The organism is Bacillus ndiopicus (assembly GCF_000612805.1).
Taxonomy (GTDB): Bacteria; Bacillota; Bacilli; order Bacillales_A; family Planococcaceae; genus Metasolibacillus; species Metasolibacillus ndiopicus.
Genome location: NZ_HG964404.1, coordinates 136,582 through 157,651, shown reverse-complemented (window position 1 = coordinate 157,651; position 21,070 = coordinate 136,582). Strand labels below are relative to the sequence as shown.

General features: G+C 37.1%; 30 protein-coding genes. 24 read left to right on the top strand and 6 right to left on the bottom strand.

Annotated elements, in window-relative coordinates:
* Window positions 1-423 precede the first annotated feature (423 nt).
* The 5 genes from TY13_RS05585 to TY13_RS20045 all read right to left on the bottom strand — a co-directional run bounded on the left by TY13_RS05585 (window position 424) and on the right by TY13_RS20045 (window position 5,673).
* A complete protein-coding gene (locus TY13_RS05585) occupies window positions 424-1,587 on the bottom strand; it encodes a tyrosine-type recombinase/integrase (RefSeq protein WP_042472894.1) in 1,164 nt (387 codons plus the stop codon).
* A gap of 93 nt (window positions 1,588-1,680) precedes the next feature.
* The gene (locus tag TY13_RS05580) at window positions 1,681-2,178 is read right to left on the bottom strand and encodes an ImmA/IrrE family metallo-endopeptidase (protein WP_042472892.1); all 498 of its coding nucleotides are present in this window, start codon (window positions 2,176-2,178) and stop codon (window positions 1,681-1,683) included.
* 84 nt (window positions 2,179-2,262) lie between these two features.
* The gene (locus tag TY13_RS05575) at window positions 2,263-3,951 is read right to left on the bottom strand and encodes a coiled-coil domain-containing protein (protein ID WP_042472889.1); all 1,689 of its coding nucleotides are present in this window, start codon (window positions 3,949-3,951) and stop codon (window positions 2,263-2,265) included.
* Between the two features lie 11 nt (window positions 3,952-3,962).
* Window positions 3,963-5,015: a dsDNA nuclease domain-containing protein gene (locus TY13_RS05570; RefSeq protein WP_042472887.1), complete on the bottom strand. Its 1,053-nt coding sequence runs from the start codon at window positions 5,013-5,015 to the stop codon at window positions 3,963-3,965.
* Window positions 5,016-5,310: 295 nt separating this feature from the next.
* Window positions 5,311-5,673 carry a helix-turn-helix domain-containing protein gene (locus tag TY13_RS20045; protein ID WP_042472884.1) on the bottom strand — a complete coding sequence of 121 codons (363 nt, stop codon included), beginning with the start codon at window positions 5,671-5,673 and terminating at the stop codon, window positions 5,311-5,313.
* A 157-nt stretch (window positions 5,674-5,830) separates the two neighbouring features.
* On the opposite strand from TY13_RS20045, the gene TY13_RS05560 reads away from it, so the two are divergent.
* Window positions 5,831-6,064, top strand: a complete 234-nt coding sequence (locus TY13_RS05560) for a helix-turn-helix transcriptional regulator (RefSeq protein WP_042472881.1) — start codon at window positions 5,831-5,833, stop codon at window positions 6,062-6,064.
* A 38-nt stretch (window positions 6,065-6,102) separates the two neighbouring features.
* Complete coding sequence (locus TY13_RS05555; RefSeq protein ID WP_042472877.1) at window positions 6,103-6,339, top strand: hypothetical protein; 237 nt, start codon at window positions 6,103-6,105, stop codon at window positions 6,337-6,339.
* Window positions 6,340-6,343: 4 nt separating this feature from the next.
* Here the strand turns inward: TY13_RS05555 and TY13_RS05550 are convergent, their stop codons facing one another.
* Entirely contained in the window at window positions 6,344-6,976 is a 633-nt protein-coding gene (locus TY13_RS05550) for a hypothetical protein (protein WP_042472874.1), read from the bottom strand.
* A gap of 121 nt (window positions 6,977-7,097) precedes the next feature.
* Here TY13_RS05550 and TY13_RS05545 point away from each other — a divergent pair, with 121 nt between their 5' ends.
* The 22 genes from TY13_RS05545 (at window position 7,098) to TY13_RS05445 (ending at window position 21,070) form a co-directional block, all read left to right on the top strand.
* A complete protein-coding gene (locus TY13_RS05545; protein WP_042472871.1) occupies window positions 7,098-7,319 on the top strand; it encodes a hypothetical protein in 222 nt (73 codons plus the stop codon).
* A gap of 192 nt (window positions 7,320-7,511) precedes the next feature.
* Window positions 7,512-7,805 carry a helix-turn-helix domain-containing protein gene (locus tag TY13_RS05540; protein WP_042472868.1) on the top strand — a complete coding sequence of 98 codons (294 nt, stop codon included), beginning with the start codon at window positions 7,512-7,514 and terminating at the stop codon, window positions 7,803-7,805.
* 8 nt (window positions 7,806-7,813) lie between these two features.
* Window positions 7,814-8,086, top strand: a complete 273-nt coding sequence (locus tag TY13_RS05535; protein WP_154661535.1) for a hypothetical protein — start codon at window positions 7,814-7,816, stop codon at window positions 8,084-8,086.
* 384 nt (window positions 8,087-8,470) lie between these two features.
* Window positions 8,471-8,905, top strand: coding sequence for a hypothetical protein (locus tag TY13_RS05525; RefSeq protein WP_042472864.1), 435 nt, complete (start codon window positions 8,471-8,473; stop codon window positions 8,903-8,905).
* 165 nt (window positions 8,906-9,070) lie between these two features.
* Window positions 9,071-9,943 carry a DnaD domain-containing protein gene (locus TY13_RS05520; protein ID WP_042472861.1) on the top strand — a complete coding sequence of 291 codons (873 nt, stop codon included), beginning with the start codon at window positions 9,071-9,073 and terminating at the stop codon, window positions 9,941-9,943.
* Window positions 9,944-10,164: 221 nt separating this feature from the next.
* The gene (locus TY13_RS19715) at window positions 10,165-11,127 is read left to right on the top strand and encodes an ERF family protein (protein WP_052344237.1); all 963 of its coding nucleotides are present in this window, start codon (window positions 10,165-10,167) and stop codon (window positions 11,125-11,127) included.
* Between the two features lie 29 nt (window positions 11,128-11,156).
* On the top strand, window positions 11,157-11,321 hold the full coding sequence (locus tag TY13_RS20565) for a hypothetical protein (RefSeq protein WP_154661534.1): 165 nt from the start codon (window positions 11,157-11,159) through the stop codon (window positions 11,319-11,321).
* Window positions 11,322-11,342: 21 nt separating this feature from the next.
* Entirely contained in the window at window positions 11,343-12,350 is a 1,008-nt protein-coding gene (locus TY13_RS05510) for a DnaD domain-containing protein (protein ID WP_042472858.1), read from the top strand.
* Between the two features lie 59 nt (window positions 12,351-12,409).
* Window positions 12,410-12,601: a hypothetical protein gene (locus tag TY13_RS05505; RefSeq protein ID WP_154661533.1), complete on the top strand. Its 192-nt coding sequence runs from the start codon at window positions 12,410-12,412 to the stop codon at window positions 12,599-12,601.
* Complete coding sequence (locus tag TY13_RS20850; RefSeq protein WP_195891666.1) at window positions 12,588-12,764, top strand: DUF6011 domain-containing protein; 177 nt, start codon at window positions 12,588-12,590, stop codon at window positions 12,762-12,764. The genes TY13_RS05505 and TY13_RS20850 overlap by 14 nt, the downstream gene beginning before the upstream one ends.
* Window positions 12,757-13,281, top strand: a complete 525-nt coding sequence (locus TY13_RS05500) for a Holliday junction resolvase RecU (protein WP_042472853.1) — start codon at window positions 12,757-12,759, stop codon at window positions 13,279-13,281. The genes TY13_RS20850 and TY13_RS05500 overlap by 8 nt, the downstream gene beginning before the upstream one ends.
* Before the next feature lie 17 nt (window positions 13,282-13,298).
* Window positions 13,299-13,913, top strand: coding sequence for a hypothetical protein (locus tag TY13_RS05495; RefSeq protein ID WP_042472850.1), 615 nt, complete (start codon window positions 13,299-13,301; stop codon window positions 13,911-13,913).
* A gap of 12 nt (window positions 13,914-13,925) precedes the next feature.
* Window positions 13,926-14,732, top strand: a complete 807-nt coding sequence (locus TY13_RS19710) for an ORF6C domain-containing protein (RefSeq protein ID WP_052344236.1) — start codon at window positions 13,926-13,928, stop codon at window positions 14,730-14,732.
* Window positions 14,733-14,751: 19 nt separating this feature from the next.
* Window positions 14,752-15,558: a DNA adenine methylase gene (locus TY13_RS05480; RefSeq protein WP_042472848.1), complete on the top strand. Its 807-nt coding sequence runs from the start codon at window positions 14,752-14,754 to the stop codon at window positions 15,556-15,558.
* 12 nt (window positions 15,559-15,570) lie between these two features.
* A complete protein-coding gene (locus TY13_RS05475; protein WP_042472845.1) occupies window positions 15,571-15,996 on the top strand; it encodes an ASCH domain-containing protein in 426 nt (141 codons plus the stop codon).
* 192 nt (window positions 15,997-16,188) lie between these two features.
* Window positions 16,189-16,443: a hypothetical protein gene (locus TY13_RS05470; RefSeq protein ID WP_042472842.1), complete on the top strand. Its 255-nt coding sequence runs from the start codon at window positions 16,189-16,191 to the stop codon at window positions 16,441-16,443.
* Between the two features lie 90 nt (window positions 16,444-16,533).
* Entirely contained in the window at window positions 16,534-16,701 is a 168-nt protein-coding gene (locus TY13_RS20560; protein ID WP_154661532.1) for a DUF3954 domain-containing protein, read from the top strand.
* Window positions 16,702-16,802: 101 nt separating this feature from the next.
* The gene (locus tag TY13_RS19705) at window positions 16,803-17,336 is read left to right on the top strand and encodes a sigma factor-like helix-turn-helix DNA-binding protein (RefSeq protein ID WP_052344235.1); all 534 of its coding nucleotides are present in this window, start codon (window positions 16,803-16,805) and stop codon (window positions 17,334-17,336) included.
* Window positions 17,337-17,422: 86 nt separating this feature from the next.
* The gene (locus TY13_RS05460; protein ID WP_042472841.1) at window positions 17,423-17,896 is read left to right on the top strand and encodes a hypothetical protein; all 474 of its coding nucleotides are present in this window, start codon (window positions 17,423-17,425) and stop codon (window positions 17,894-17,896) included.
* A 192-nt stretch (window positions 17,897-18,088) separates the two neighbouring features.
* Entirely contained in the window at window positions 18,089-18,808 is a 720-nt protein-coding gene (locus TY13_RS05455) for a GlsB/YeaQ/YmgE family stress response membrane protein (protein WP_042472838.1), read from the top strand.
* A gap of 50 nt (window positions 18,809-18,858) precedes the next feature.
* Entirely contained in the window at window positions 18,859-19,803 is a 945-nt protein-coding gene (locus TY13_RS05450; protein WP_042472836.1) for a terminase small subunit, read from the top strand.
* On the top strand, window positions 19,796-21,070 hold the full coding sequence (locus tag TY13_RS05445) for a PBSX family phage terminase large subunit (protein ID WP_042472833.1): 1,275 nt from the start codon (window positions 19,796-19,798) through the stop codon (window positions 21,068-21,070). The genes TY13_RS05450 and TY13_RS05445 overlap by 8 nt, the downstream gene beginning before the upstream one ends.

Below are 21,070 nucleotides of genomic sequence, written 5' to 3'. Positions count from 1 at the left end.
CCCAAGGGGCGATGCCTACTCATATCTATCCTCAGCGCCTGCCGCAATTTAAAAATCTGTACCCCACTTGTACCCCACTTGTACCCCAAATCAAAACATTTCTATACATTCTTATACATAGAAAGGAAAAAACCACCAAACATGCCCCACTCACCCCCCACCAAAATCCCCCCAAAAACAATCATCCCAAAATAACACCTCCCAACTGACAAACCCCCACCACTCACGGTATGATAGAACCCGAGGTGACGAAAATGCATATATCAGAAAAACAAATTGAAATCCGCTACGCAGAAACGGATCAGATGGGCGTTGTATACCACGCGAATTACATCATTTGGTTAGATGAAGCTTAGAAACATTGATATATCAACGTTTCTAAGCTCTTTTTATTGCGTGTACCCCAATTTGTACCCCAAATGATTATTGATTGCTTACGATTTTATCTAGCAGGTCGCTCGCCTCAGTTTCTTTCTTTACAAGGGAATGAGCATAAACATTATTTACTGTTGTTGGATGGTCACCGAGCATTTCCGCTACGGTAATAAGAGGGATATTGCGCGATAATAAGATAGACGCAAAAGTATGTCGCAAACCATGTGTTTTGATGAAGCGCAGATTGTGCTTTTTACAAATATAAACCATCGCATCGCGTGTGTATGAATCTTTGACAGGTCTTAGCCCCTTAACTGTAATGAAAACATAGTCATCGCTTTTAGGTTCAATCTTTTTACTCCATTTCGCTTTCTTACTCCAATCGTAGTAAGATTTCAGCTCAGCCACTAAAGTATTATTCATATGCACTTTGCGTATACCACGGCGTGATTTAGGACTACGCTCGCCATGTCTATCCCTTGTTTTTGTGATGGAGATTGTTTTGGCTACGAAATCAATGTCTGACCAACGTAAAGCCATCGCTTCACCACGACGCATGCCAGTTAATGCTAATGTATGAATAAAAGCAATGCGAGAAGGGGAACCGTCTAAGCGTGTGCAACGTAGCAAGTCATTCAGTTCCTCTTCAGAGTAGTATTGGTCAGGTCCGTTTGGCGTCGCATCTTCGTAATCAAGTTCTACAATCGGATTTTTCTTTAAAACCTCTCGTTGAACAGCATAGTTGAGCATTGCGGATAACGGTCGTAAAGTATTTTCAATCGTCGATACTTTATTTCCTTTTTCAACGAGTGGATCGACAAGCTCTTCCTGGATAATTAAATTCGTTAGCTTATGCAGTCTGTAATGACCTAGCTTTGGAATAAGATGATTTTCAGCCGTTTCAGTATAATGTTTTAATGTGCTTGACTCCCATTTTTTACGGCGAATTTGCAGATAGAGCTTAATCCAATCACTTACAAGCATCTCGGAGTTTTGTACAAATACGATTCGCTCGTCCAAAATATCCGCTTTAACATCAATCAAAGCACGTTCAGCTTCTTTTTCAGTTAAAAAGTCTTTCTTTGTTTTTTCACGTCGCGAATGGCTATTGTCATAGTATTTATACCTGTAGGCATAGCGCTTTTCACCATCCGAATTAAAATAGTAGTAGATACAATCCTTCTTTGTTGTTTCGTATTTTTCTCTGGCCATTTAACGAATACCTCCGTCTAATGAGCTGGCAGGCGCGCTAGATCGAATATATTCGTATACATGAACTTGCATCCCTCCTTTCAAATGTAATCACTAGTGGTTGGACTTACCATTCCAATATGGACTATTGAAATTTTTATTGGTGTATTGAATCAATCGCTTTTCAGCAAGCTCATATACTTCGTTAAAAAGATGTTGGACATGTACTACTGATTTAGGGGTGTAATCATACACTTGCATTTGTTCAAGTAAAAATGTGGTCACACAGGCGTGATACATAAAGTTATTTGCTTTAAACTCTTGATATTTCTGGAATAGGGGAGGCATATTGAACTGATCTCCTGTGTTCAGCAATATATGACAAAGCTCATGTGCAAAATCTTGCCATGCTTTTTCAAGTGATTGATTCTCTTTCAAAAATATATAAGCTTGACTATCAAAACATATTGCTTGGCTATCATCTGGCCAACAGAATATTTTAATTTTTAGGCGGTTGGCTATCTCATTAAAATCAAGTAAGGTAGAAGTTGTAATCCCTAATTTATGGTAAAGATGATTTATATAATCTTCGAGATATGTGTAATAGTACATAGTTATCAACTCCTGACAAAAAGGAACCTACGTTCCCTTTTTGTTTATAATAAAGCCCTCCCATTTGGAAGGGCATGAATGTATTTAATTAGCACTATCATTTAAACTTTTATCAAAAATTTGTATTAGTCGATTAATTTCTTTCTGATTTACTATAAAAGATTCCTTACTTAATAATTGTTTAGGTTCATTAGTTAGTTCTATTATCTTAATATTTTTTGTATCCTCACTTTTTTTGAAATCAATTGTAGCTATAATTCTTTGATTTGAGACATTGAAATGGGATGTTAAATTTTCTATAATAAGCTGATTGTTTGAAAAACTCTGCTCTCCAGACTTTGGTGAATCAATAACAATTGGTAGCAGTGGAGAAAATTTAAAGTGGTTTATTAATTCAATTGTTGCATAAAAACGAATAAGATTTAATAGAACTTGAACTGCTCCCGTACTAGAAAAAGTCTCTTTGGGAAGTATTTTTTCATATTGCATCATAGGTTCGTTGTAAAGTAAAAAAGAAGATAAATATTTTTTGTAGTAAGTGGTATATAAGTTATCAGCACCTTCTTTTTGTTTATTAATTTCTTTGATTTTTTTCTTTACTGATTTTAAAGTTACATTGTTTACTAAAATGTCATTCTCATATTTTAATATTTTATTTAATAAAGAATGCCTTGTTTCAGCAATTCCTTTGGACTTTGCCATAGATTCAAAACTAACTTGTTGCTTAGATTTTAATTGTTCTAGATGTTTAATTTTATCAATATGTTTCTTTAAAATCTGTTCTTTTGCTTCAATCTTATTATTTAAAGTTAAGATTATTTTATTTAAGTCTGCAATTTCTGAATCAACATCTACAATTATGATATTTGCATCGAAAATTTCCTTATCTGTAGGAGAGAAAATTTCATTACAATGAGGACATTGTATAGAGTTTTCTTTAAGAATATTTTTTTCTTTGTTTTTGCTCTTTATTACTTTTTGTAAATTATCAATTGTTCTTCTTGTAGTGGCTCTTTCATTTAATAAAATCAAAATTTCCATTTTAATTTTATTAATAATATTGCCTTCATTTTCATATTCGGTTTTTATTTTTCGGAAAAACAAAGAATCAGTATCACTTATTTCTACTAAGTTATCCATTTCTTCTTGTAATAAATTCGATAATTCTTTATTCTTTTCCATATTATTAGAATCATTTTTAATATTGTATTCTAACTCATTTTTTTCGGATAATAAAGAACTGTAATTTTCCCCATAAATACCCAAATGATAATATATCATATCATCTCTTTCTACTTTTGTGAATTGACCTAAATTTAAAAATGATTGCGGATTAACAGTCCAACCGTTGATTTGATCTATGTAATAAGGAATAAAATAGAAAACAGGTGGTGCTGTATAAATTTTTTCATTTTTTTCAATTGTAATTTCATAACCTAACAAAGATATCATGGCTTCTTTGAATTCTGAGTTTGATGTATATAATGTATTTTTTTCTTTATGATTAAATAAAAAATAGCTACCATTACGTACAATTAAATAATCATTTTTCATATAGGTGAAGGTTACTATGGTGATTAAATTTTTGATTGGTAATTCTCCAAATTGTAACTCTGCTCCTAATGTATAATAAAGAGATTTTAATATAGTGGATTTTCCTAAACTAACTTCAGAGCTAGTAATAACATTAATTCTACTATGAAAAGTTGTATAATAAGAAAGTTTCTTTTGTCTATCAATGATATACAAACTTTTAAAAATTAATTTATTCATAATAAGTCTCCTTAACTTGTATGTAAATAGTTTTCAATAGCCATAATTAACAAAATTTTGTACTCGTACTTATTGAAAATAGGATTGCTGTTTATTTTATTTTGTAAAAATTCAAACAGTTGAGATTCTGTTGTCATTTTAGATAGTTCATCTAGATACTCATTATCAATTATTTCGGTGATACTCTTTATTTCATCATCTACAAAATTATTAAAAGAATATAGATGAGATTTTACTGACGAAAATGCTACGTTATACTTTCTCTTCTCCAATAAATTTACATTTTCCAAATATTTATCTTCAATTTCTCTAAAATTAAGTTCTACAACTGTATTAGCACGTTGAATCAATTCAAAAAGGTTCTTTTTTGAAAAACTTTTATTTGGGAGAATATCATTAATATTTTCAGTTAATTTAAATTCATAGTTTTGTTTTTTTGTTAATATATCTCTAAGGCTTGAATATAATGCTGAAGAAACTCCGAGACTTAAATTGCTGTTAACATTTTCTAAAAACGTGCGAAATTCTGCTTTTATTACCTCTTCATGATTAATAAGTCTGATATCCCAATGATTAAAATAGATTGAATCAGGAACATCATTAATTGCAATTGCTTTATTTTTGTTAATATTATCTATAATATTTTGAGAAATTACAGTATTTTTTAAAGGAAGGTGTCCTTCAATAAATTCATGCTTATTTCTTTTTAATACATAGCGAATAGGATAATTACAAATCAAATATAACTTATCAATTTTTTCAGCTTCTATTTTTTCAATATGTTCATATATGTTTTTGAAAACATCATCGCCTATCAATCGGCTTAATTCATAGTATCCATTAGAATCTGTTGTTTTAATTTGATAGGTTGTAATCTTCTCCTGCTGGTTTATATTATTAATAATAGCAACATCGTCAATAATATCTAAAATGATAAGGTAATCATTGGTATTTTGAACCATTTGATGAATGGCGAATGAAATTTGAATCATTAATCGATTCGACGAACGTGAACCGCTATTTTCTCTAGGTTGATAGTTGTTTTTTTCAAAAAGGCTTGTCATATCTATTCTCCTTATATTATACCATAAAAGAACACGCGTTCTGTTGTTTTGGTTTTTATATATATAAAATAATTTCAAAAATAGATCATTAGAGTTATTTGGTTATATTATTTAATAATACTTGTGGAAATGTATTTATATAAATGATAAAAATAATATAAAACATAAATTCTTAATATTTACAATAATGGTGAGTTTAAAGGACATGCTATATACATGTCCTTTTCATAGATATTATTATGTTACTTTTAAGGGTAAATTAAAAATCGTTTATTTGGCTATTTCCAAATAACGATTACAACTCTCCATGTTCCTTCAAAATCTCCCACATCTTCCGCAGCTTCTCCAAGTCCTCTTCCTTCGACTTCGGCAACTCCATGTACCATTTTTGCAGGGTAGGGTTGTTGGCGAAAGCTTGGAACTCGGCTTCGTCTTTTTCTTGTTGTGAAGGTAGAAATGGGTTATCTGTATTACCAAGTAAATAATCTGTTGTTGTGTTTAAGGTATTAGCTAAAAGTACAAGCATTTCATTAGAAGGAGTACTATATCCATTTTCATAGTTGCTAATAGTCCCTTTAGTAGTTTGAACTTTATTCGCTAATTGTTCTTGAGTCATTTTTTTAGCTTTACGAGCTATTTTCAAACGATGATCCAACATGAAATCACTCCTTGTACAAGTAAATTGTACTATTTATTTAAGATGTGTGCACAAATAAAATCAAAAGTACAAAAAAATCATACAAAAGTATTGACGTATGAGATTCTTGTTGTTAATATTGAAGTACAAGTTATTCATACAAAGGAGGTTATACCAAATGAAAAACTTGAATTTAATTACTGCTAGAAAAAAGAAACAGCTTACTCAAGCTGAATTAGCAGGCTTACTTAAAACTGTTACTAAGGCTGCTATATCGAATTGGGAAACAGGATACTCAAAACCTAGATTAGAAGTAGCTTTGGCTGTTTCGGAAATTTTAGAGGAAGATGTAGCCTTTTTATTTGGTTACAATGTACAAGAATCTTGTACAAAAAGTCATATTATTTCCTAAAATAAGCTTTCTAATAACTCACAGAAAGGGGTGAGAACATGGAACAACGACTGAATAAGCTCGAAGAACGAGTAATTACATTGGAGCAATCTTTAATTAAACTTGCTTTTCTTGAAGGTGAAACAGCAGGGAAGTTAGCTGCGGCAACAGTAACTTCCCAAGAAAAATGTTCATTATGTTTGGAGAGCTGCGGCACACTTCATTGTGATGATGACTCGTATATTTGCGAATATTGTGCTCAAATCATGAATGATATGGGAAATGAATTCGATTAGAAAATTAGTCATTCCAAATATCTTCAAAAATCTTAATTTCGTACCTAAGTGCTTTTGAAAGTTCAGGATCTATTTGTGTTCCTATATGCAATTTACCTGTTTTTGTGTTGAATACACAAAAAGCAGTGTCTGGCGGATATGGTTTTTCATACGATGCTTCAGACATTAGCGTCAGGATAGGTTTAATATTTCGTTCTGTAATTTTTTCAGTTGCACCTTTAAAAAACAGCTTGATTAAATAGGGCTTTCCATCAATGTACAAGCCCACTTCTGCTGTTGCTCGAACGACAAGCTCTCCATCTGATTTCCATATAGCTTTAGGAGGAGTGAACCATTGAGTGTCTTTATTACGAACAAACTTTTTGAAAGATTTGATAGCTTGTGAATAAGAATCAACTTTTTTCTCATGAACTTCCAATAATAATGAATCTAAAGAATCTATTGGCAGATTTTTTTCGTAGCATAACTTGATTCTGTCACGTAATTGTTTCCAATGGTCTTTAGCCGGATGATACTCACCTTGATTTTTAATTTTATTTACTGCATTCATTTTTGAAAGCATCGTTTGCTTTACAGTAAAATCGATAAATTGTGTTAAACCAACAGATATTTTTGGGTTATCAAAAAAGAAGAACATATAACTCACCTCACTTTCTATAGGTTAATTATACCATATGAGGGGAATTGGAATTAACAAATCCCATTGTTTAGATACTTGTCATAACGCTACTTAGTTAGAAAGGGGTGAAACAACTCCCATGAGTAAGCACATTAATGACCCAACAAAAAAACTGTATTGGGATATTGATGACATTATTGCAGTAATGCCATACCAACGTTCATTTTTAATCAACCATGTGTTAAGTGATCCACGAATCCAGCGGCTTGAAAAACGTTTTGGACCACGTAGCAAAAAGATATGGCCGCGTGAACAAGTGACGGAAGCTATACACAACATCATTGCAACCAAATGGGAATAAAAATAAACGGCTGGCAGGCGCGTTGAATAGGGGAATGAACACCCTAAATTATGTTGCATTGATGTTACAAGATAGCTTGTTTCTGAGATTAATATAACGGTTATATCAAATCGTTAGTAACACATTCTCGACTATAGTTCATTTTGGACTTTTTATAATCGATTTACGACTTTTTGAGAGGGGGTGAAGGCGATGAGATCTTTGTCCCTGGGTATTCCAAAGTTATTGAAGAAAATTAGGAAAGACGCCAAGCTAACGCAAGAAGAAATTGCATATGAGCTCAACATGACACAATCGCACGTCAGCAAATACGAGCAAGGACGAAAAATTGTGGATCTCGAAACATTTCTGCATTGGGCACAAATAACGAATTGCGAAGCACAAGTGGCAATAGCCATGTTTGGAGCTGACGTAATAATGCAAGCAAGCCAATTGGTTTCCGTTGTACCTGCTTTTATTACAATCCATCTACAAATTTTTATGTGATATGTGAGGTGAAAAGTATGACATTAGAAGAATATCGCGCAGAACTAGCTAACTTAGAGTACATGCGTGCTAACACAACTTGTAAGGATTGCCATGAACGATTACTAAAAAGAATCTATGTGACAAGGGCAGCGATAATAAATTTATCAAAGCGTGAAGTGCTATTGGCTGATTTAGAGCAACGCGGGGTAGCTGCGGAGATCGTCAAGCGTTTTAAGGTTGAAAAATCAGTTGTACCTAATAATGGGGTGGTGAAGCGTGTTGTTAAAGTGGCTAGGTGACTATTTTTTTGGTATCGACGATTGGAGGGAATTGAATGATACAGATTGGACGTATCTCATTTCATTAGCAGTCGGGGTAGTGTTTTCATCAATTTTAATAATCGTGTTTTGGTAGGTGATAAAAGTGAATGAAATCAAAATCACATATGACAAACAGGGTCGTATGAATTATCATCCTGATTTTCATTTCGCACATGGAGAACCATTTGGAGCAAAAGAGTTGGAATATCTATGCAAATTTTACGAGTCGGATTGAGCTGCAAATATTTCTTTTGCGCTTGGACGAACAGAAAGCACGTTGCGATCAAAAGTTGGAGCATTAAAGAAAAGCGGTCTATTCGAACACTATAAAAATCTTAATAAGTTTTGGTGAGGAGGAATCACATGTTAAAAATTACAGGGGCGGCGACGCTCAAAGTTCAATACGAAGTGGATTTACCAATAACGGAAGCAGCGTTCGAGGCAATGCTTACAGATCGAGCAAAAATATTAATTGCGGAGGCAATTAAATCGCAGGCTAATCAGGATGCCCAGACAAGCAATATAGATATTTGGGATTACAAGGAAGTGCAGGATGAACAAATTAATGCACTACAGGCGATAAATCATTATCTAACACATGGTGAGCGTGCGGATGGGGTTTTACATCATATTGTTACAAGCGAGATTAATAGCCTACAGGAAATGCTAGAAGGTAATGATGGGATGAGTGTAAAGGAAATTAGAGCTCAGTTTGTAGATCTTCACCGCCAATTGTTAGCTTCGCAACAAGAAAACGAAAAATTACGTAAAGCAATGGCAGGTGAATCAAATGATTAAATTTTTCATGACGTTTTTCAAACGATGGACAAGCTTGACGACTAAACAAAGGCTTGTATGTATCTCAAATTGTATAAAAAAATAGCTACTCAATCGCACCACCGATATAAGTAGCAAAGGTTTTGACTACAGAGTCTATTATATCACATATCGCAGGAGGTCACTATGAAAATTGAAATCACCTTGCAACAAGCACATTTAAAAGCGGAAAACTTACAAGAAATGCATATGTCAGATGTTATACATGGATTTTTCAACGTTTTGACAGGCGGGCAAAAACGTCTGGAACAACAGCAACCGCAAATGGTTAAACCACATTATGCTACGCCATTTGTACCACCTACACAACCAATGGATGTAATAGTGCCACTGATAAAAGCAAAATCACTTGCGGGTGAAGTGTCATCGGGGAAAGCGACAGAAAGTGCCCTGCGTTTCTATAAGGAAAATGGTTTCGGCCTCTTAACTCCACACATTGCTGAAGGCATAGGCAAGTGGGTAGCCCAGGTAGGAGAAGACTTAGTTATCAAAGCTATGAAGCTAGCAGTAGAGAAAGATATCATTCGTTGGGCATACGTTGAATCTGCTCTTAAAAGTTGGACGCAAGAACAAGCGAAACCATCTGAACAGCCGAATTTAACACCTGCGGAACACATCGTTAAGGAGCGGCGAGTAAAGCAACAAGTCGGTATACAGCCTTTACCAAAAGCGTTGCCTAAAATCGATGCTGACCGCACATTGCAAGTTTCAATCGCAGAATCTTTAGAAGCCAAAGAAGAGCAAGAGCATTGGAAAACAGGCATTAAGGTGGAGGACGATGGAACAAAACGCTACCGCTGTTATTATTGGTGCGACTGTTGCAGTAAAGGGAAAAGATATATCCATGAGCATGACGAGATTATTACTTGTCGTGAATGTGGCCAGGAGCTGTATGTAGAAACTGCAACGCCTAATTATCAAACAAACGGGCTTCCTGAGCGTGATAAATTCGGAAATTTCTTTATTGCACGTGAAGTAGCGACTTTAAATAACGATTAAACAGCAAGACGTTTGCGAGTGCAATGCTCGCTCTCGTCAAGCAGCTTAAAAGTAGCACAGGTTAGCGTGCATCCCCCTCGCTTTTAAGTTGCTTGATGGGATAGATCCATCAAGAAAAACCTAACGCGGGAACGTTAGGTTTAGTGTCATATGCAAAATTATACGTGTAACAATATTTTAGCGTATGACCGCCTTTAAATCAATGAAAAGGAGGCATAACAATGATTTTTTCAGAAAGCAATTCAAATATCGCTGCTGCTCTTGCAAAGTCGTGGGCAGCTATCCGAACACCTAAACATAATAAAACTGTGAAAGTGACAACAAGGTCAGGTAGTTCATACACGTTCGAATATACGGACTTTGCAGGAATTTTAGATGCAGTACGATCCATTTTTATCGAGAACAAGCTTACGATTATGCAAAACAGCTATACACAAATGGAACACGATAAAGTGTTCGCATGTGTAGAAACAATTATCCTGCATGAGTCAGGAGAGTTTGCGAAGTCGTACCCATTGAAGTTTCTAGCGGCGCAAAACATGCAAGACTTCGGGGGGCAAATTACTTACATGAAGCGTTACAGCTTGGCATCGGCGTTAGGCATCGCGACGGAAAAAGATGATGACGCAAACGGTATGAGTGGCAACGATTATCAATACGAGCACCAGCAGCCACGTCAGCAATCACCACAGAAACAACAACCGACCGGACTTATCACACAACAGCAACTACAACGCTTGGACAAGGTACTGCTGCCGCTCGCGGAGTCGCAAGGCATGAGCGCGGACACGCTTTACAATAACAGCTTGCTAAAGTGCAAGATTGCTCAAAAGCCATCTAATCAATTGACAACGCAGGAGGCAAGCGTACTGATTAACTATTTAGACGGTGTGGCTAAAACAGTGGCACAAAGGGCGCAAAAAGCAACACAGGGGTCACAAGAGCCTACCGAGCAAGATAGCCAGCAACAGCCTAACAAAATCACGCCAGGGCAATATAAGGACCTAAAGGCGGTACTTAATGCGGCAAGTACCCGCACAAAAATGGACAAAGACGGCGTTTTGTATTATGCCAAGATGCAACTAGGTATAGAGGACGTTATTTTGATAGACAATTTGAGCCAGGATCAGGCCGCAAAAATGATTGACCTAATTTCAAAAATACCTGCAGCAAATACTGTTTGATGTCAGTGGGGAGGGAGGTAGGAAGGTATATGCAAAAAGTAAGGCACTTTAACCGCAAAACTGTTCAAGGTTTAACCAAGAGCGACTTACTAATAAAGGTCAATGAAAGTGAGTTGCGCGGTTGGCAAGTGAAAGGTGAAATAAAACAACTTTCAAATGGACATTGGGCTTGCTTGATGGTCCAAAACACATAGTAGCAAGGGAGGGGCTTCCTCATGAAAAACATAGTAAGAGTGGAGAAAAATAAGGACTACACAATCATTAACAACACGTCGCTGTATGATGAGCGCCTCAGCTGGAAAGCAAAAGCGATTCATGTATTTATGTTGTCTAAACCAGATGATTGGACATTTCATAACATTGAGCTAATGAAATGGGCAAAGGACGGAAGAGATGCCTTTGCCTCCGGGCTCAAAGAGTTGAAAGATCACGGCTATGTAAAAAAGGAAAGACGACATGGAGAAAATGGCGAATTTGATTGGGTGACTGTTGTATACGAAGTACCAACTTTGACAGATCAGGAGCAGGTGGACGAAACAAACAATCCGCCATTACCTGATTTACCATGTACGGAAAAACCATGTATGGATAAACCGTCTACGGGAAACCCATATACGGTAAAACCGTTTACGGAAAACTCGCAACTACTAAGTACTGATATACCAAGTACTGAATTACTAAGTACTAATAAACTAAATACTGAATTTAAAAATATTAATAATGATGATGAAAAGGCTACGCCAGCGCCAACAAAACAACCAGAAAATGCCTTCACGTTTTATCAAGCGAATGGATTCGGCGTTTTATCATCCTACGTCAACGAAAAAATTGGAGCATGGATTGATGACGCAGGAGAAGAGCTTGTTGTTCATGCTATGAAACTAGCAATCGAGAATAATGCAATCAAGTGGAGCTATGTAGAAACAATCTTGCGCGGATGGTCACAAAAGCAGATTAAAACTGTAGAGCAAGCGGAAGCGGAACAACTACGCTTCGCCGCTGAAAAAAATAAGAAACAAACACAACCATACTCACGCAAACGTGGAGGAGGGTATGGACCAAAAAGAGAATTAGTGCCCGAATGGTTCCACAAAGAACAACAACCTTCTGCGGCTATTGAAGTACCAAATCCTATAAACGACGAAAATATAAACTTCGATGCAGAATATCAAAAATTACTTACACAGCTGCGCGGTGGTGGTTCAGAGGGAGCGAGAAAATGAAGAATAAACCACACGGGAACGTATTTCCATCCTTGACGGCGCTCTTCGAAGAATATTCGATGCCCTATAACCAGATTGTGTACGAGGACAAGCAGTATAAGTTTATAAAAACCATACGTAAAGCGGATGCACACATAGATGTCTATCGAAATAAAGAAGACCAGCATACTGTGAAAATTCATCTCGTTGACAGCAGGCCATACTACATTGACGCGTACTATCGAGTAGAGGTATTACATGCGATTGTGTAAAAGGTGTAATCGTGTATTACGCAGTGGTAAGTCAATTGAACGTGGTTATGGACTAACTTGTTGGCACCATCATTTAAACGATTTGGAGCAGCAGTTTTTAAAGATGCAGCTAACGATAGACGACATATTGAACATGGATGAGGAGGAACGAACAGATGTATAAAACATTTCATAAACCAAAATCGATATCACATGCCAATCGTGGCAGGCACTTAGAACGACTAATTGACATGTCTAATACAAAATACCGCAATGCAGGGCTTGCAGATATACGCAAGATTCCAACACCTGTTCAAATTACAAAGTCGATAGGCAGTCGCATTGAAGGACGTAAGGAAAAAGCGGAATGGGTGGACTATGCGGGCATCTGTAACGGTCAGGCAGTCGTATTCGATGCGAAAGAAACGAAGGGTAAAAGCTTCCCTCTCGCCAATTTACATGACCATCAATATGAGCTATTGCAATCATGGTATGACAAGGGCGCCCTTGTATTCCTGCTAGTCTATTTTTCGGATGTGAACAAGTTTTATAGATTGCCATTCACGCCTATACAGGAAACGTGGCAAGCCGCAAAAGTAGGTGGGCGTAAGTCAATCCCACTTGCTACGTTTGAGCGGCAGGCAGATGAAGTACAGTCGGCGGATGGTTACGCTCTGCATTACTTGTTACCGTTCATTTAGTGAGGTGAATAACTTTGTTGAAAGCACCGCAATTTTACATTGAGCAAAGTATACCCAAAGCGCGTTGGATGTACCCACAGAGGCAATATAAAGCTCGGTTATTAACGTTACCACGTGCGAACGATGAAGGGCTTATGTATATACGTGTATTGAACGATGAGCAAGCTACAGCTTATCAAGACGAGGCGATGCAGCAGGAACTAGGTACCTATGCATTGCAAGATTTTGAAAAAATCAAAGAGCTGCCAATTGCAAAAACGGAAGCAGCCTACCCTAAAAAGTTTTTGGCACGTGTAAGTGATGGCCGTAACTATAACTACCGAATCGGTGACGAGTACATTATCAGCGAGCCACGTGCAGACGGATATTATAGTGTGTATTTAAAAAGCCGCCCTGACCATGCACCAGTAGGCTCATACATTAATAACTTTTTTGAGATAGTAGCAACGTTTGAAGCGGAAACACAAATGGTTGATAGTGTGCACGATTTAACCGAAAATGAGCAAAAAATAACGCAATCTGTGCACGATATACCAAAAACAGCGCCTAAAATAACGAAATTGGTGAACGAAGTACCAAAAAAGAAGAACGTTTCACAATCAAAACAATTTGAACAACTAACTTTATTTTGAGGAGGAATTGCTATGAATACATTGCAAGTAGTTGAACAAAAGATGGTGCCATTTGGTAATGTGGAGCTTTTAGCAGTAAAAATGACAAATAAAAAAATTTATGCGGCAGTGAAATGGGTTTGTGTAGGAATTGGTTTAAGTGATGGACAAGCGAAGCGACAAGTTGAGAACTTGGGTAAAGATATCGTGTTAAAGCAAGGTGTCGCAAATTTGCGCCTCCCGACGAACGGTGGTATTCAAGAAGTTTTATGCATCGAATTAGACTTTTTGCCATTGTGGCTAGCTAAAGTACCGATTACGCCACAAATGCAACAAACGAATCCAATCGCAGTAAACAATCTAGTTAACTATCAACTAAAAGCGAAAGATGTACTAGCGGCTGCTTTTGTTAATGGCCCAAAGCCATTAACTGAACGAGAGCAATTAAAAGCATCGATGCGCTTATCGTTGGAAATGTCGGAAGAAGTCGAGGCGCTAAAAGAGGAAGTCAGTGGGATGAGAGAAGATGTTGAGCAACTTAAAGACAATATCTTCATCAATAGTTCACAGGCAAAAGCAATCCGTCGAAAGGTCGGAGAAAACGTATATGAGGCATTAGGCGGTAAGGAAACACATGCATTCAAAACGCTAAAAACGAAAGCATTTGCGGCATGCTGGCGAGAGTTCCGAAATTATTTTGATATCAGCGAGTACAGAGAGCTACCACGCATTAAATTTGAGGATGCGATGCGTTTTCTAATCGCCTGGCAACCGAATACGGAACTACGCTTAGAAATTGAACACTATAACACGCAGCTACAATTGCATTTGGTGAAGTAATGCCAAGGGAGGGACAAGCATGAGTATACCACGCATTTTGCATTATCCAGGTAGCAAGTGGAGCATGGCAGATTGGATTATTAGCCATATGCCAGAGCATTCAACTTATGTCGAGCCGTTCTTTGGATCTGGCGCAGTGTTTTTTAACAAAGAAAAGTCACCTATCGAAACTATAAATGATATGGATAGCCAAGTGGTAAATCTATTTAGGGTAATTCGTGATTATCCGGACCAGCTAGCACGTGCAATAAATTTCACACCATTATCACGTGAAGAATACTATGCGGCATATGAAACGGATCCGGAAAATCAGATTGAAGACGCACGCCGCTTCTTAGTACGTTGCTGGCAAGCAATTGGGGCTAAAACATCTGACCGAACAGGATGGCGTAGTTTGATAAGTGCGAACGGTCCGGATACAGCTAAGGAGTGGAGCAAGCTCCCACAGAAAATATTACTTGTTGCAACTCGATTAAAACAAGCACAAATTGAAAATCAGCCTGCTACAAAATTACTTGAACGCTATGCACGTAAAGATGTGTTAGTTTATGCTGATCCACCGTATGTCATTGAGACACGTACAAAGCGGCATTATAAACATGAAATGACAATCGAGGACCATATCGAATTGTTAGAGATTTTAGACGCCCATCCTGGTCCAGTTCTTTTAAGTGGGTATGCACATGATTTATATGATAGTCGCTTAGGGCATTGGCAACGTGAAACCCGCACTGTGATGGCAGAGGCAGGAGCGAAACGTGAGGAAATTTTATGGATCAATCCAGTGGCGGCAAACAGCGGCTACAAACAACAAACGTTATTTTAAGGAGAGTGCAAAATGAAAGCAATCACCATTACACAACCTTGGGCTTCACTGATTGCCCTTGGTGAAAAACAGTTTGAAACGCGCGGATGGTCAACAAGCTACCGCGGAAAAATTGCCATTCATGCTGGTAAGAAAGTAAATGAGGAAGCGTTTGAGGATTTCAAAGCCATCTTTAAAAGGCATGGCATTACATCGGCGAAAGAACTACTTACAGGCGCAGTCATCGCTACAGCTAATTTAGTAGAGTGTCATAAAGTCACCAATGAAGATCATGAAAACGATATAGCAATGACAGATGGGCCAAAAATCAGTGGGCAAGAATACCGCGTAGGAGATTATTCACCCAATCGCTACGCATGGGAGCTGGATAGTGTACAACACTTACCAAAGCCGATACCAGCTAAGGGGAAATTAAGTCTGTGGGAATGGGAGGAATGAGCACGAACGTATTTTAAAAATCGTTACGGTGATAAATACCAAGAAGGTAGTTGGGAGCGGTTAGACGAAAATCATATTTGTTATTTTGATGAAGTTGATTATCAACCGGTACAAATTTCAGTTTATAGCGATGGCACTGTTTCAGTCCATGTAGTATACTAAACCACTTTTATGCGGGAAAGGAGAAATAGAATGCTAGAAATCACAAAAAAGCGACCTGTAACAACACGTAAACTGCATGAATGCTTTGCATGTACACAAACGATTGATAAAGGTATTAAAGCCATATATGCAACAGCAAAGCAAGATGAGCAGCACACGCACTTTCACCTACACCAGAAGTGCAATATAAAGTTGGCCAAAAATAAAAATGCATTGTCTGATGGTGTCTATCGCGGCTGCTTAAACGATATTGAATCAACACCACAATGGTTGATGGAGGTATAAAAAACACCGCAGAAGGTTGCAGCCTTCCGCGGTGAAACATAAGTTCCCTTATGCAAAATCAAATTCATTATAACACATAGGGGGCAGTTTATGGAGAAGACAATTAATACATCTGAAAATGGCGTATACATCGTGCAGGACGGTACTATAACAGCGTTGAGCCCTAAACCATTTGGACAAGACACAATCATCTGGCAGAACGGGCAAGTGCTCGATATAGAGCGCGCGGAACGTATACGCATTAAACAAAAAAAATAACAGTCCTTACGGAAAAACCGATGGACACCAACAGACTTTGGCAATTACGCCAGGTCTATTGGTGTCTTTTTTATTTTTACATAAAAGAAAGGGAGATGGCCATGTACTTTCCGGATTTAATAGAGGAATATAAGCAGTCCTTAAAAGATTTAAAAGCTGCAGGTGGGTGCCCAAGCATGGAACGTGATATGAAAGAAGCGATTCAATGGATGGAAACGGGCTACGATCCAGCGGAGTACCGCGCGGCAACCCGCCAAGATACTTTTGTCATGGACCATCATCTCATGCAAGATTTAATCGTATACGTTGATAGCCCTGATAATATACCTAAGCACTTAGAAGCGATGGAACGTATGCTTTACGATAAATACGATGACGATAATCGTCTAGTGGAGCGTTTTGGGTGGTCATTGTATGATGAAGCAAAACGGCTAGAGAATATAAAAAATAAAATCAGATATGCTTTAAGAGGACTTACAGCAAATGAACGCGCGGCATTCGTTATGATTCGTGCTGAACGTATGTCATTTGGAAAAGTTGCGCAAGTGTTGGGTATTACTAAAAGTACGGTTCAAACGCACTTACGGCGGGCTGAATCAAAGATAAATAGCAATATCTTAAAAGAAATCGCGTAGTATGTCATACGATTACCTATATAATGATAGATGTTTTTATAGCAATTTTCTATTTTTCATCTTACTATTTAGTTGAAGTGAGAATTATGGAAGAAGAGATAGTTGTAGAGGAAATTAATCCAAATAATGATTTTGTTAACAAATTAATTGAGATGACTAGGAAAAAGGACAACCAGTTAAAAGGATTTATTGATAAAAAACTAATTAATTCGGATACCGAGACAATTAATAAACATATTGATAAGTTGAAAACTATGGATGAAAATCAGCAATTAATAGTCAAAGCTAGAGCTAAACAATTCGAAGAGACTAATGACCCATCTAAAGGTTTTCCTATTTTATTGGCGATAATAGGTATTATTCTGAGTGCGTATGCGCTACTTAGAGAGTTTACCAATAATCATGCTAGTATTATATTTCTAAGTATGTTGGTAGTCGCGATTTTCGCGGGTAGTACTACTTTGTACCTTAATAACGTTATGAAACAACGTTCTACAGCAATATACTTCAATTATTTAGTCACTAATATAAAATATGAAAATGAAAAGATTGAAAAATAAACTTCTTTCGGAATGCTTTTATTTACCTGGAAAAGCGATCAAGTTATTAGGTGTTGCATATACGAATGCAAATAAAACTTAATATTAGGTACGCCACCTATCAAGCGGATGGGTGGTTTTATTTTCTTATTTTTTAAGAAGAATGTTCCATTTTATTACCTTTATATATATATTTATAAAAGGGTGATGAAAATGAAAACTAAAGATAAAAGGGAAAATGAATTTGCTGGATGGTTGATAATTATTTGGACTACCCTATTAGTTTTACTCCTGATTGGTTGGATAATGCATGAATTTTACAAGTGGGATATGACAATAGTAGCTGCAATTATTGCATTTGTAGGTGCTGTAATCGGTGGTTCCATCACGTTGATAGGGGTAAACAAAACAATCAAAGATGGTAGGGAACGAGACAGAAGGAAGGAGTATACTGAAAATTTAGGAAAAAGGGCGGAAATTAAGCATGCTATATGTGTTGAACTTTCAGAAATGAGTGAATTATTATCCAAAAAGATTATTCATGGAATGACGCCCGATGAGGATATTACCGATGAATTTGTTTTAAATTTGTTAAATGAGCTAGATAATAGATGTAAACAAATGGAGATAGACGGTATTAGTATTGGCGCTGATAATTTTACTGCACTAAAGGAGTTAAGAAAAGCTATCGATGAATTATATCAGGTTTGTTTTGATTTAGATATTAATCCAGACCCAGATTCAGATGAATTTGAAGAAAACTATTATTTCGAAGTGTATTTTGAAAATAGCGGAAGGCCAATGATGTACGAACTCTTTGATTTTTTGTTTAAACCAATAGATATTTGTTCAAAGAGGGCCAAAAAGGATAGAGAAAAATTATTCAAAGAAGTTAATGAGCTTTCAGATAAAAGTCGGTTTGAAGAATTTTGATTTAGAAAATCGGTATAATAGTGTGTTGGAGGTGGTGGTGATTATGAAACATGGCTAGAGCAAGAGACCCAAGACGTGACCAAGCCTATGAAATTTATAAAGCTCACAACGGTAATGTAAAGCTAAAGGATATAGCTGAACAGTTAGATATATCCGAGGGAACCGTGCGCGGCTGGAAGAATAAAGATAAGTGGGACGAACGTCTTGAAGAAGAATCGAATGGAACGTTCCATTCGAAACAACCGAAAAATACGGAACGTTCCGTAAAAAAGCAACCGAAAAAAACGCAACGGAACAAATCAAATAGTGAAGAAAAATCGCAAGCAACTGTACAGTTTGAAATCGTCCCGAGTGACGGTCTCAACAGCCAACAGTTGCTTTTTTGCATGTACTACACAAAGTATTGGAATGCCACTAAAGCGTACCGAAAAGTGTATGGTTGCGACTACGCTTCAGCAATGAGCAACGGCAGCAGATTGATAAGAAATGATAAGGTACGCGATGAAATTAATCGACTGAAAGACGAGCTAGCAAACGGCATTATGCTCGATGCACGCCAAGTGCTACAAAAATACATTGATATTGCATTTGCTGACATCACAGATTTCATCGACTTTTCGCAAGTTGAATCACAAGCAACTGAAGTGACCATAACTAACGACGAAGATGGTAAAGAGGTACAAACGATCCGCACTGAGCCATTTACGTATACAAAGTTTTCTATGCGTCATAGCGATGAAATTGATGGCACGCTTCTTACAGCACTATCTAAAGGTAAAGATGGCATGTTTAAAGTACAACTTGCCGATAAAATGGCCGCGCTCAACATGCTAGCGAAGTATACCGACCTGCTAGATGAAAACACTCGCAAGAAGCTAGAAAACGAAAAATTACGCATTGCGATACGTAAGGAAAATGGTGATGAGAACGATGTTTATAAAGATGACGGCTTCCTAGAGGCATTGAAGGGAACGGAAGTGAATTGGGATGAGTAAGCGAAAGAAACCAGCTTTATTCAAATTCAAGCCGTTTAGTCAAAAACAGTTAAAAGTGCTTAAATGGTGGCAAGAAAATTCACCTCATAAAGATAAAGATGGCCTAATTTGTGATGGTTCTGTCCGCGCAGGTAAAACGGTCGTTATGTCTATTTCCTTTGTCATGTGGGCGATGGAAACATTTGAGGACGAGAATTTAGGTATGGCAGGGAAAACAATTGGTTCATTCCGCCGTAATGTATTCCAGCCGTTAAAACGAATGCTGATGTCCAGAGGTTACAAAGTAAAAGAATATCGCTCAGAAAATATGTTCACCGTCACTCGAAATGGCAAAGTGAACTATTTTTATATTTTCGGAGGGAAAGATGAGGCTTCACAAGATCTGATTCAAGGAATTACACTTGCCGGTATGTTCTTTGACGAAGTAGCCCTTATGCCGCAATCCTTCGTCAACCAAGCAACTGCGCGCTGTTCAGTTGATGGCGCTAAGTTTTGGTTTAACTGTAACCCAGCTGGTCCATATCATTGGTTCAAGCTAGAGTACCTGGATCAATTAGAAGAAAAGAATATGCTACATTTACATTTTACGATGGATGATAATCTATCTTTATCGGAGCGTATTAAAAATCGTTATAAACGAATGTATAAAGGTGTGTTTTATCAACGCTTCATTCTAGGTCTATGGGTGCTGGCAGAAGGCATTATATATGACATGTTTGATAAAGCTTTGCATGAGGTGAAAACAGAGCCGCGCAACTATACAAAATACTATGTGAGTATCGATTACGGCACGCAAAACCCTACGACGTTTGGTTTGTGGGGCTTTTGTAATGGCGTTTGGTACAAGGTCAAAGAGTATCACCATGATGGCCGTAAAAGCAATAAGCAAAAGACTGATCAGGAATATTACGAAGACTTAATTGATTTTATAGGGAATATTAAAAACTTTCATGGTATCATTGTGGATCCCTCCGCTGCATCTTTTATTGCGCTATTAAAAAAGAATGGTATGCGGGTTTTAAAAGCAAAGAATGATGTATTAGAGGGCATTCGAAATGTTGGGAATGCCCTAGTTAATGAGTTAATCAAGTATAACGACTGTTGTAGGGAAACATTCCGCGAATTTAGTTCTTTTATTTGGGATGAAAAAGCAGCTGCGCGCGGAGAGGATAAACCAGTGAAGCAAAATGACCATCATATGGATGGAGATAGATATTTTATTAACACAGTTATATTCAAAAATGGCGGTATATCCGTGTTGAAATGA

Coding starts and splice junctions, on each gene's coding strand:
- TY13_RS05585 (WP_042472894.1), bottom strand. CDS start 1,587: ATGGCCAGAGAAAAATACGAAACAACAAAGAAGGATTGTATCTACTAC.
- TY13_RS05580 (WP_042472892.1), bottom strand. CDS start 2,178: ATGTACTATTACACATATCTCGAAGATTATATAAATCATCTTTACCAT.
- TY13_RS05575 (WP_042472889.1), bottom strand. CDS start 3,951: ATGAATAAATTAATTTTTAAAAGTTTGTATATCATTGATAGACAAAAG.
- TY13_RS05570 (WP_042472887.1), bottom strand. CDS start 5,015: ATGACAAGCCTTTTTGAAAAAAACAACTATCAACCTAGAGAAAATAGC.
- TY13_RS20045 (WP_042472884.1), bottom strand. CDS start 5,673: ATGTTGGATCATCGTTTGAAAATAGCTCGTAAAGCTAAAAAAATGACT.
- TY13_RS05560 (WP_042472881.1), top strand. CDS start 5,831: ATGAAAAACTTGAATTTAATTACTGCTAGAAAAAAGAAACAGCTTACT.
- TY13_RS05555 (WP_042472877.1), top strand. CDS start 6,103: ATGGAACAACGACTGAATAAGCTCGAAGAACGAGTAATTACATTGGAG.
- TY13_RS05550 (WP_042472874.1), bottom strand. CDS start 6,976: ATGTTCTTCTTTTTTGATAACCCAAAAATATCTGTTGGTTTAACACAA.
- TY13_RS05545 (WP_042472871.1), top strand. CDS start 7,098: ATGAGTAAGCACATTAATGACCCAACAAAAAAACTGTATTGGGATATT.
- TY13_RS05540 (WP_042472868.1), top strand. CDS start 7,512: ATGAGATCTTTGTCCCTGGGTATTCCAAAGTTATTGAAGAAAATTAGG.
- TY13_RS05525 (WP_042472864.1), top strand. CDS start 8,471: ATGTTAAAAATTACAGGGGCGGCGACGCTCAAAGTTCAATACGAAGTG.
- TY13_RS05520 (WP_042472861.1), top strand. CDS start 9,071: ATGAAAATTGAAATCACCTTGCAACAAGCACATTTAAAAGCGGAAAAC.
- TY13_RS19715 (WP_052344237.1), top strand. CDS start 10,165: ATGATTTTTTCAGAAAGCAATTCAAATATCGCTGCTGCTCTTGCAAAG.
- TY13_RS20565 (WP_154661534.1), top strand. CDS start 11,157: ATGCAAAAAGTAAGGCACTTTAACCGCAAAACTGTTCAAGGTTTAACC.
- TY13_RS05510 (WP_042472858.1), top strand. CDS start 11,343: ATGAAAAACATAGTAAGAGTGGAGAAAAATAAGGACTACACAATCATT.
- TY13_RS05505 (WP_154661533.1), top strand. CDS start 12,410: ATGCCCTATAACCAGATTGTGTACGAGGACAAGCAGTATAAGTTTATA.
- TY13_RS20850 (WP_195891666.1), top strand. CDS start 12,588: ATGCGATTGTGTAAAAGGTGTAATCGTGTATTACGCAGTGGTAAGTCA.
- TY13_RS05500 (WP_042472853.1), top strand. CDS start 12,757: ATGTATAAAACATTTCATAAACCAAAATCGATATCACATGCCAATCGT.
- TY13_RS19710 (WP_052344236.1), top strand. CDS start 13,926: ATGAATACATTGCAAGTAGTTGAACAAAAGATGGTGCCATTTGGTAAT.
- TY13_RS05480 (WP_042472848.1), top strand. CDS start 14,752: ATGAGTATACCACGCATTTTGCATTATCCAGGTAGCAAGTGGAGCATG.
- TY13_RS05475 (WP_042472845.1), top strand. CDS start 15,571: ATGAAAGCAATCACCATTACACAACCTTGGGCTTCACTGATTGCCCTT.
- TY13_RS05470 (WP_042472842.1), top strand. CDS start 16,189: ATGCTAGAAATCACAAAAAAGCGACCTGTAACAACACGTAAACTGCAT.
- TY13_RS20560 (WP_154661532.1), top strand. CDS start 16,534: ATGGAGAAGACAATTAATACATCTGAAAATGGCGTATACATCGTGCAG.
- TY13_RS19705 (WP_052344235.1), top strand. CDS start 16,803: ATGTACTTTCCGGATTTAATAGAGGAATATAAGCAGTCCTTAAAAGAT.
- TY13_RS05460 (WP_042472841.1), top strand. CDS start 17,423: ATGGAAGAAGAGATAGTTGTAGAGGAAATTAATCCAAATAATGATTTT.
- TY13_RS05455 (WP_042472838.1), top strand. CDS start 18,089: ATGAAAACTAAAGATAAAAGGGAAAATGAATTTGCTGGATGGTTGATA.
- TY13_RS05450 (WP_042472836.1), top strand. CDS start 18,859: ATGGCTAGAGCAAGAGACCCAAGACGTGACCAAGCCTATGAAATTTAT.
- TY13_RS05445 (WP_042472833.1), top strand. CDS start 19,796: ATGAGTAAGCGAAAGAAACCAGCTTTATTCAAATTCAAGCCGTTTAGT.